This is a genomic window from Isoptericola sp. NPDC060257, from assembly GCF_042726645.1.
GTDB lineage: Bacteria > Actinomycetota > Actinomycetes > Actinomycetales > Cellulomonadaceae > Isoptericola > Isoptericola nanjingensis.
The window spans coordinates 1-6,156 of the sequence record NZ_JBHXAW010000264.1 but is presented as its reverse complement, the minus strand read 5'-3'; the positions used below and the strand labels follow the sequence as shown (position 1 = coordinate 6,156).

The 6,156-nt window shown below is 75.2% G+C and carries 7 protein-coding genes; 6 read left to right on the top strand and 1 reads right to left on the bottom strand.

The window, feature by feature from the left end; genetic code table 11:
• The first annotated feature begins 135 nt into the window (after window positions 1-135).
• From ACFWEK_RS17560 to ACFWEK_RS17550, 3 genes are all read left to right on the top strand, one after another.
• The gene (locus ACFWEK_RS17560) at window positions 136-1,020 is read left to right on the top strand and encodes a sigma-70 family RNA polymerase sigma factor (protein ID WP_430554855.1); all 885 of its coding nucleotides are present in this window, start codon (window positions 136-138) and stop codon (window positions 1,018-1,020) included.
• 124 nt (window positions 1,021-1,144) lie between these two features.
• On the top strand, window positions 1,145-1,384 hold the full coding sequence (locus ACFWEK_RS17555) for a hypothetical protein (protein ID WP_430547796.1): 240 nt from the start codon (window positions 1,145-1,147) through the stop codon (window positions 1,382-1,384).
• Window positions 1,381-3,156 carry a hypothetical protein gene (locus tag ACFWEK_RS17550; protein ID WP_430554854.1) on the top strand — a complete coding sequence of 592 codons (1,776 nt, stop codon included), beginning with the start codon at window positions 1,381-1,383 and terminating at the stop codon, window positions 3,154-3,156. The genes ACFWEK_RS17555 and ACFWEK_RS17550 overlap by 4 nt, the downstream gene beginning before the upstream one ends.
• A gap of 27 nt (window positions 3,157-3,183) precedes the next feature.
• Here ACFWEK_RS17550 and ACFWEK_RS17545 read toward each other — a convergent pair whose 3' ends face one another.
• Window positions 3,184-3,582, bottom strand: a complete 399-nt coding sequence (locus ACFWEK_RS17545; protein ID WP_430547794.1) for a phage holin family protein — start codon at window positions 3,580-3,582, stop codon at window positions 3,184-3,186.
• A gap of 107 nt (window positions 3,583-3,689) precedes the next feature.
• Between ACFWEK_RS17545 and ACFWEK_RS17540 the strand changes: the two genes are divergently transcribed.
• From ACFWEK_RS17540 to ACFWEK_RS17530, 3 genes are all read left to right on the top strand, one after another.
• Window positions 3,690-4,646, top strand: coding sequence for a RimK family alpha-L-glutamate ligase (locus tag ACFWEK_RS17540; RefSeq protein WP_430554853.1), 957 nt, complete (start codon window positions 3,690-3,692; stop codon window positions 4,644-4,646).
• A gap of 62 nt (window positions 4,647-4,708) precedes the next feature.
• Window positions 4,709-5,809, top strand: coding sequence for a histidinol-phosphate transaminase (hisC, locus tag ACFWEK_RS17535; protein WP_430547792.1), 1,101 nt, complete (start codon window positions 4,709-4,711; stop codon window positions 5,807-5,809).
• 115 nt (window positions 5,810-5,924) lie between these two features.
• Window positions 5,925-6,146, top strand: a complete 222-nt coding sequence (locus tag ACFWEK_RS17530) for a hypothetical protein (RefSeq protein WP_430554852.1) — start codon at window positions 5,925-5,927, stop codon at window positions 6,144-6,146.
• Window positions 6,147-6,156: the final 10 nt, after the last annotated feature.

Genomic DNA, 6,156 nt, shown 5'->3' with positions numbered 1-6,156 from the left:
AGGCCAGATCGTTCGAGGTCTGAGAGGTCATGCGGGCTCCTGGTGGAAAAGCCGGTGTCGCACCCTCGTGGTTCGGTGTCACCGGCAGCGTGCGCTGTCACCTCTCTGACACGGCCCGGCGAAAGAGTGTGACCGATGAGCACGGATCAGTTCGCGGCAGGCCGGCTCACGGCGGACCAGTTCGAGGCGTTCCGTCCGCACCTGCGCGCGGTCGCGTACCGGGTGCTGGGGTCGACGGCGGACGCGGAGGACGTCGTGCAGGACGCGTGGGTGCGCGCGCACGCCGCCGGCGCCGCCGGGGTGGAGAACCTGGGCGGCTGGCTCACGACGATCGTCGGGCGGGTGGCGCTCAACCTGCTGCGCTCGCGGGGGACGCGCCGGGAGACGGCGTGGGACGGGCACCTGCCGGACCTGCTCGTGGCGCCGGTCGACAGGCAGGCCGACCCCGAGCTGCGGGCGGTCGAGCAGGACGAACTCGGCTCGGCGCTGATGATCGTGCTGGACACCCTGGCACCCGCCGAGCGCGTCGCGTTCGTGCTGCACGACCAGTTCGCGGTCCCGTTCGAGGAGATCGCGCCGCTCGTCGACCGGTCGCTCCCCGCCACGCGCCAGCTCGCCAGCCGCGCGCGCCGCAAGGTGCGCGACGCCGTGCCCGTGCAGGACGACGTCGCGCGGCGGCGGGAGGTCGTGGCCGCCTACCTCGCCGCGTCGCAGGCGGGGGACTTCGACGGCCTCGTGGCGCTGCTCGACCCGGAGGTCGTGGTGCGCCTCGACTACGGGCCGGGGGAGCTGTCCCGCGTGCTGCGGGGCGCGCAGGCCGTCGCGGAGCAGGCGCGCCTGCACTTCGGCACGGCACGCTTCTCGCGGCTCGCGCTCGTGGCCGGCTCGCCCGGCCTGGTCACCGTCCTCGAGGACGGGACGGTCTACTCGCTGCTCGCGTTCACGGTGCGCGACGGCCGGGTGGTCGGCATCGACATCCTGTCGGACGCCGACCGGCTCGCGGGGGTGCCGGGGGCGTAGCGGACGTCGGCCTCGGACGCGGGCACGGCGCGGCGCGGTCCGGAGCCTGTCCCCAGGGCGGCGCCGTCCACAGGCCGAAGTCGCGCCCGGCGTCACGGTCGGGGCGCGGCCTAGCGTCGCGGGTATGACCTCACCGGCCCCGCCCTTCTCGTCCCCGGCACCCGACCCGAGCGCCGCCTGTGCCGCCGTCCTCGCGGCGCACCACGACGTCCTCGACGCCGCCGCGGGCGCACGGCGCAGCCTGGCGGTGGCCTGGCGGTCGACGGCGGCCGACCGGTTCCGCGACGACGTCGGTACCCTGCTCGCCGACCTCGACGCCGACCTGCGGCTCCTCGAGGAGGCCGCCGAGGTGCTGGCCCGGTGACGCGCGGGCTGCCGCCCGAGGAGACCGTGGACGTCGTGGGCGGCCGGGCCCTCTCCGAGGTCGACGCCGAGGCCGTGCAGGGCGCGGCCGTGCTGCTCGACGGCGTGGCGGAGGGCTTGCGGCGGGCGTCCCACCGGTGCCTCGGCGTCGCCGGGACCCTGCGGGGTGCGGCGTGGGCCCCCGATCCGTGGTCACGACCGGCCGTGCCGCTGCCCGGCGCCACGGGGGACGACGCCGCGGTTGCCGCGTACCGGGAGGCGGCGGCTGCTCGGCTGGACGAGGTGAGCGCCCGGCTGCGTGCCCGGACCTCGACGGCGGAGGGCTGCTCGCGCCGGCTGCGGCTCGCTGCCGGCCTGTACCGGGAGGCGGAGAGCGTGGTGCAGCGCGTCGCCGACGGGGCCGTGACCCTGCTGGCGGGCGCGGCGGGAGCCTGGCTCGGGCTGGCGGCGACGCCGGTGCTCACCGTCACGTCCGTGGCGGACGGCCTGCGCGGCGCGCGGGCCCGCGGGGGCTCATTCGGCTCTGGATCGACCGGCTCTGAATCGACCGGCTCCGGCGCGACCGTGTCGCCGCCGACCGCTTCCTCCCCGCCCGATCCGCCGACAGTGCCGGTGACGACGGGCCCCGACGGGAGCCTGGCGAGCGTGTGGCGGGTCGTCGCGCCGTTCTCCGACGAGGCGGTCGGGGGGTTCGCGGCGGGGTTCAGCGCCACCCGGCCGTTGACCTGGCAGGACCTGCGGCGCGGGATCGAGGAGGGCCCGGCGGCCGCGCTGGACCCGGTCACGCGCGGCGCGGGCTCGCTGTCCGACGTCGTGGCCGCGCTGCTGCCCGACTCGGTGCCCCAGGTGGTCGCCCTGGCCGACGCGGACCTCGCCGGCCCCCGGCCCGGATGGGCGGACCGGCCGGCGGGCTCCGTCGTGGAGGCGCTCGCCCGCACCGCCGACCTCTACCCCCAGGGCAGCGGCGTCGTCGACCGACCCGCAGCCGGTGTGCCCGCCGGGACGCTCGCGGTGGAGGAGGTCGTGCACGGCGACGGCACGACGTCGTGGACGGTCCTGATCCCCGGGACCCAGGAGCTCCTGTCCCCCACGAACCCGTTCGACGCGGCGACCGACCTGAGCCTCATGGCGCACGAGGCCGCGGACGTGTCCGTCGCCGTGGAGCAGGCCCTCGACGCGGCGGGTGCGGCCGCGGACGAGCCGGTGGTGCTGGTGGGGCACAGCCTCGGCGGGATCGCCGCGTCGGCGCTCGCGGCGTCGCCGGCGTTCCGCGCGAACCACCCCGTCGGTGGCGTGGTGACCGCGGGGGCGCCGACCGCGTCGTTCGCCCTCCCCGCGGGGGTGCCCGTGCTGCACGTGGAGAACGAGGAGAGCCTGGTCGAGAACCTGGACGGCCGGTCCCGGGAGGAGGGACCCGCCGCGGCGGACCGCGTGACGGTGGGGCGCCGGCTGCTGGACTCGACGGACCCGGCCGACGTCGCCGCGGCCGGGAGCATCTCGCTCGCCCATGCGATGCCCACGCACCTGCGCACGCTGGCGGCGGCGCAGCGGTCCGGGAACGTGCAGGTGGCAGGGGCGACGGGGCGGTTGGAGCAGCTGCTCGACGGCACCCGGGCGCGCACCCGGTTCTTCGCGGCGCGCCGGGTGGACCCGGCGCCGCCGCTGGTCCTGGCGCCCGGGCCCGGCCCCGGACCAGTCCCCGGACCGGGGTCGACCGTGCTCGGGACGACGTCGCCCCCGCCGGGAAACCCGACGGGGGCGATGCTGCACTGAGCGTGTCGTGCGGCGGAGGCCGGGGCGTCAGCCCTTCTTCGGCGCGAACGCGCCGATGATCGCCTGCAGCACGGCGAGGATGAGGGCGATCCAGACGAACCACCAGAAGCCGCCGCTGACGTCGACGCCCCAGTCGCCGAACCACCCCTGGTCGGTGATCCAGGTGGTGAGCCAGAGCACGAAGGCGTTGATGACCAGGTAGAAGAGGCCCAGCGTGAGGATGAGCAGCGGGATCGAGATGATGCTGACGATCGGCTTCACGAAGCTGCTGATGAGGGTGAACACCAACGCGACACCGAGCACCGCCAGGATGTACTCGAGCACGTTGTCGCCGTCGTACGGGGGCAGGATCTCGAGGTTGGTGAAGATCAGGTCGCTCAGCCACAGCGCCACGGCTGTGACGAGGGTGCGGACGATGAAGTTCATGCGGCCATCGTGGCACGTCATGCCCGCGCGAGGCTGGCGCGACGCTCGGCACCGCGCGGCTCGGCGGCCGGATCCCGGCGACCGGCTCGCGCGCGTAGGCTCGCCGGGTGAGCGAGCCGTCCGTCCTCGTCCTGCACGACAACCCCGACTGGCTGCCGCCGTTCGAGCGGGCCTTCGACCGCGCCGGCGTGCCCCTGGAACCGGTGCATCTCGGCGACGTCACCCTGGACCTCGCCGAGGCGCCGTCCGGGGCCGTGCACTGGTCGCGCCTCAGCGCGTCCGCGCACACGCGCGGCGTCCCGCACGCGCCGGAGGCCGCGCAGGCGGTGCTGTCCCGGGCCGAGGCGGCGGGCCGCCGGGTCGTCAACGGCACGCGCGCCGCGGCGCTCGAGGTGAGCAAGGTGCGGCAGTACGCGCTGCTGCGCGCCGCCGGGCTCGACGTGCCGCGCACGACGGCCGTCACGGACCGCGCGGCGCTGCGGGCGGCGGCCGAACGGTTCGGCGCCCCGTTCATCACCAAGCACAACCGTGGCGGCAAGGGCCTGGGGGTGCAGCGGTTCGACGACGTCGGGACGTTCGCCGCCGTCCTGGACGCGGGCCTGCTCGACGAGCCCGTCGACGGCGTGTGGCTGCTGCAGGAGCTGCTCGTCGCGCCGGCGCCGTTCGTCACCCGGGCGGAGTTCGTCGGCGGCCGGTTCCACTACGCGGTCCGCGTGGACACGTCCACCGGGTTCGAGCTGTGCCCGGCCGAGGCGTGCGCGCTGCCGGGGGCCGACGGCGTCGCCCCGCCGCCGCTGTTCGCGCTGCGGCCCGAGGTCACGGCCGAGCACCCGCTCGTCGTGCGGCTCGAGCGGCTGCTCGCCGAGCAGGGGATCGAGATCGCCGGGGTCGAGTTCTTCGAGACGGTCGACGGCCGCACCGTGCCGTACGACATCAACACGAACACCAACTACAGCCCGGACGTCGAGGAGTCCGCCGAGGTACCCGCCGCCGACGCGATCGCCCGGTTCTTCGCCGGCCTGGTGCGGGAGCACGCCGAGGGAGTACCCGCCCCCGCGAGGTAGTACGGACCGTGCCGAGGTAGTACGGACCGGCCACCTCGGCGCGGGTGGCATCCTTGATCGCTGTGACCACCCCCGCTGACTCGCCGGCCGTCCAGACCCCTGCCGTCCCCCTGCGCGCCGCCGTCGCCGCGCTGCCCGCGTACGTGCCGGGCGCGCGGCCCGCCGAGGGCGCGAAGCTGTGGAAGCTGTCGTCGAACGAGAACCCGTACCCGCCGCTGCCGTCCGTCCTCGAGGCGATCACGCGTGCGGCGGAGGAGACCAACCGCTACCCCGACATGTACGCCACGGAGCTCGTCGAGGCGCTCGCGGCGCACGTCGGCGTCCCGGCCGAGCAGGTCGTGGTGGGCAACGGCTCGGTGGCCGTGCTCGGGCACGTGCTGCAGGCCGTCGTCGAGCACGGCGACGAGGTCGTGTTCCCGTGGCGGTCGTTCGAGGCCTACCCGATCGTGGTCGCCGTCGCGGGCGGCGTCGCCGTCACCGTGCCGGTCACCGCGGACGGCCGGCTCGACCTGTCCGCCATGGCCGCCGCCGTCACGCCCCGCACGCGCGTCGTCATGGTCTGCACGCCCAACAACCCCACCGGCCCCGTGGTGCACGCGGACGAGCTGGAGGAGTTCCTCGCCGCCGTCCCGCGCGACGTGCTGGTGATCGTCGACGAGGCGTATCTCGAGTTCGTGCGCGACCCGCAGGCGCCCGAGGGTGTCGACCTGCTGCGCCGGCACCCCAACGTCGTCCTGCTGCGCACGCTGTCGAAGGCGTACGGGCTGGCGGGCCTCCGCGTCGGGTACGCCGTCGCGGAGCCGCGCCTCGCCGCCGGCATCCGCGCGGTGTCGACGCCGTTCGGCGTCAACCACATCGCCCAGCGTGCGGCGCTGGCCTCGCTCGAGCCCGTCGCCCAGGACGAGCTGCGCCAGCGGGTCGACGCGCTGGTCGCCGAGCGCGAGCGCGTCGTCGCCGCCCTGCGCGAGCAGGGCTGGGACCTACCGGAGACGCACGCCAACTTCGTGTGGTTCCCCCTCGGCGAGGAGACCGTGGCGCGCGCCGCCGAGGCGACCGCCGCCGGCGTCCTCGTGCGCCCCTTCGCCGGCGACGGCCTGCGCGTCAGCATCGGCGAGGTCGAGGCGAACGACGCCTTCCTCGCCGTCGCCGCCACCTGGCGCTGACCAGGGTCATCCCGTGCGCGACCTGCGGTGATGCGCTACCTTCCGGCTGTCCGTGAGGTCACGTCTATCGCAGGAGGACAGTCGAGTGAAGCTTCGTCGGATCGTCGTGGGGGGCATGGCCACCCTCGGGATCGCCGCCGCCGCCCTGGTGTCGGCCGCCCCCGCCCAGGCCACCACCTGGGGCTGGAGCTGGGACAGCCGCATCAACTGCTACGCGGGCACGTTCAACAAGATGGTCTCCCTGAACAACCAGGGGTACAAGGTGACGATCCGCGAGTACTGCGGCAAGCACGGGAGCGCCTCGAACCCCTACTGGTACACGATGCTCAGCTACTAGCAGGGAGGGC

What these genes read in the sequence shown, in the direction of transcription:
- ACFWEK_RS17545 (WP_430547794.1), bottom strand. Translation starts at nt 3,582, where the DNA reads ATGAACTTCATCGTCCGCACCCTCGTCACAGCCGTGGCGCTGTGGCTG.
- ACFWEK_RS17555 (WP_430547796.1), top strand. Translation starts at nt 1,145, where the DNA reads ATGACCTCACCGGCCCCGCCCTTCTCGTCCCCGGCACCCGACCCGAGC.
- ACFWEK_RS17560 (WP_430554855.1), top strand. Translation starts at nt 136, where the DNA reads ATGAGCACGGATCAGTTCGCGGCAGGCCGGCTCACGGCGGACCAGTTC.
- ACFWEK_RS17530 (WP_430554852.1), top strand. Translation starts at nt 5,925, where the DNA reads ATGGCCACCCTCGGGATCGCCGCCGCCGCCCTGGTGTCGGCCGCCCCC.